Below are 2365 nucleotides of genomic sequence, written 5' to 3'. Positions count from 1 at the left end.
GCGGCATCCTCTCCCCGCTGCTGGCGAACATTGCTCTTTCGGCGCTCGATGAGCACCTGCACGAGTCGTGGGAGCCGGGCGGGACGATGTCCGCCGAGGGTAAACGCGCCTACCGGCGCCGCAAAGGTCGGCCGACGTGGCGGGTTGTCCGCTACGCGGACGACTTCGTCGTCCTGGTGCACGGCACCGAGGCCGACACCGCGGCACTGCGCGAAGAAGTCGCTGACGTGCTCGAACCCCTGGGATTGCGCCTGTCGCAGGCGAAGACCCGGATCGCGCACATGAGTGATGGGTTCGACTTCCTGGGCTTCCGTATCCAGTGGAAACGCAAAGGAGGCACGAACAAATGGCACGTCTGCACCTTCATCGCGGACCGGCCCATCCGGTCCTTGAAGGCGAAGGTCCGTGCTCTGACAGGCAGGACATCGCAGCAGGATCTTGCCACCGTGCTGATCAGACTCACTCAAATCATGCGCGGTTGGGCCAACTACTTCAAGCACGCTGTCGCCTTCACCACCCCCACCGGGCGGTGGTTACCGATCGCGGCAGATGGGATCGAACTGTTCCAGATCGCATCGGTCACGGTCAGCCGTTACCGATACCGGGCCAGCACAATCCCCAACCCATGGCACCCTGCGAACCCCGTCTGACGACAGAGACCGTGGAGAGCCCGTTGCGTCGAGAGGCGCACGGCGGGTTCGGCGAGAGGTCCGGAGAAACGGACCGGGAGCAATCCCGGCACCGCGCTCCGGGCCTACTCAGCAGTGACGAACGGATGTACCTGCACCGCGGGCCCCGGCGCACTTGGAGGACAAACGGGGGTTGGGCCCAGGTAAAAGGCGAAGGAGTGGCAGGCCAAGCCGAAGCCGTACGGCCGTGCAGCAGCGACCAGCGGTGCCCCGCGCCGGCGGACTTCCTCCACACCAACAAGTGCCACCGCCGGCAGGCACGCCACCCATCAGTCGTGTCAGCGATGCAGGCCACCGCGCTCAAGGCTCCGCGACCAGTCCCAGATGCTGGTCACGAGGTACGTGCCGAGCGTGGCGGGGACAAGGACACCGCCGATCCACCCGACGCGACGCAGGATGTTGGCCCAGGACAGGGCCGCTTCCCACCCGTGGGGTAGCCCCAGGAGAAGTACCGTGAGCACCAGCGAGAGTGCGGCCGACCAGAACACCGCGACGGCCAGGTAAGCGATCCAGCCGGGAGTGCGACGGTCGGAGCTCATGAGCCACCAGCGGGCGAGACCATGAACCGGAACCACACCGGCGAAGCTCGCGACGCACGCCCCTATCACCACCCCTGGAAAGCCGCCGCTGTAAGCGCCCGTCAGCCAAAGCGCACCGAGCACCAGGCCGGACAGGCCGAGTCCCACCCACCACGCCCTGGTCATCGTGTCATGTCGATCCATGCCGCCCCCATCATTGCGTGGGCGCATTCTGGCCCACAGCGACCGACGGGCACCAGGTCAGGCACGCTCGAAGGTCTCTTGGACCGGCGCTGAGTCCCAAGGCATCGGACGCGGTGCTCAGCGGTGTGCTCCACGGAAGGTGAGTCAGAACCTGTGACGCTGCTGACTCACCTTCCTTGGACCGAGCACGCTGAGTAATCGCTTTGGGATGGTCGTCCTGGCTGTTTAGGCTCCGGGACATGAGTGGACCGGTGCTGGTGATTGAGTTGGCGGAGGCGGTCCCGCATGCCGCAATCCAGCGGCTTCACGAGTTTTTGGTTCGCTCATCGGCCCGTTGTAAGGAGAAGCGGTTCGGCGAGTACGACCTGAACGTCCACGCGGAAAGCCTCGGCATCACAGACACCGGAGGTGTCGACGGGAGTCGACCCGTACTGGTCTCTCTGATGGGGCCCGGTATCGGCGACGAGGCCATCTTCGAGGCCGAACACGCTGACGAAGTCGACCAGGAACCCCTCATTGGCTTCGCCCCGACCTACGCAATCGATGTCATCGCGTTCTGCAACCGTCCAGTCGACCACGTCGTCACAGCCCTGCTGACAGCCGCCGTCATGGACGTGGTCGGCGGCGTGGCCAACGCCGAACTGCGGGAGGACCAAGTGCCGATCGTCGCCGGACTTCCGGGCGTTATCGCAACGACGACCAATCCGTGGCCCGCCGCGTACGGCTCGGCGGAATTTGTCAGAGCGTGGGCCCAGCAGCCTGGGTTCCGGCTCCTCAAGTAGCCGGAACCCATTCCGTCGGCTCAGGCGAGTAGTACCCGCTTACCTGTTGACTGAACTACTTGGGGTATTTCCGCAGCTCAGTGACCTGATGGCGGATTCGTCGTTGGGCTGGCCGTGGAAGCGTCTAGAGACCTGGCGTCGCTGTCTGTGCCCCTGGCCGGCGAGCTTGTGG

At 65.2% G+C, this 2365-nt stretch carries 3 protein-coding genes; 2 read left to right on the top strand and 1 reads right to left on the bottom strand.

The window, feature by feature from the left end:
• Window positions 1-650 (top strand): reverse transcriptase domain-containing protein (locus tag ACIRQP_RS42345; protein ID WP_403900805.1); only part of this gene is annotated, 650 nt, incomplete at its 5' end.
• A gap of 317 nt (window positions 651-967) precedes the next feature.
• On the opposite strand, the gene ACIRQP_RS42340 is transcribed toward ACIRQP_RS42345, so the two are convergent.
• Window positions 968-1411: a hypothetical protein gene (locus tag ACIRQP_RS42340; protein WP_403900803.1), complete on the bottom strand. Its 444-nt coding sequence runs from the start codon at window positions 1409-1411 to the stop codon at window positions 968-970.
• A 239-nt stretch (window positions 1412-1650) separates the two neighbouring features.
• Here ACIRQP_RS42340 and ACIRQP_RS42335 point away from each other — a divergent pair, with 239 nt between their 5' ends.
• Window positions 1651-2193, top strand: a complete 543-nt coding sequence (locus ACIRQP_RS42335; RefSeq protein ID WP_403900801.1) for a DUF6368 family protein — start codon at window positions 1651-1653, stop codon at window positions 2191-2193.
• The last annotated feature ends 172 nt before the right edge of the window (window positions 2194-2365 follow it).

It is taken from the genome of Streptomyces sp. NPDC102274 (assembly GCF_044766385.1).
Lineage (GTDB): Bacteria > Actinomycetota > Actinomycetes > Streptomycetales > Streptomycetaceae > Streptomyces.
The sequence above is the reverse complement of the archived record's forward strand: the minus strand, read 5'-3'. Positions and strand labels throughout refer to the sequence as shown.

Excerpts from the sequence above, each read along its gene's own strand:
- ACIRQP_RS42340 (WP_403900803.1), bottom strand. The coding sequence starts at position 1,411 with ATGGATCGACATGACACGATGACCAGGGCGTGGTGGGTGGGACTCGGC.
- ACIRQP_RS42335 (WP_403900801.1), top strand. The coding sequence starts at position 1,651 with ATGAGTGGACCGGTGCTGGTGATTGAGTTGGCGGAGGCGGTCCCGCAT.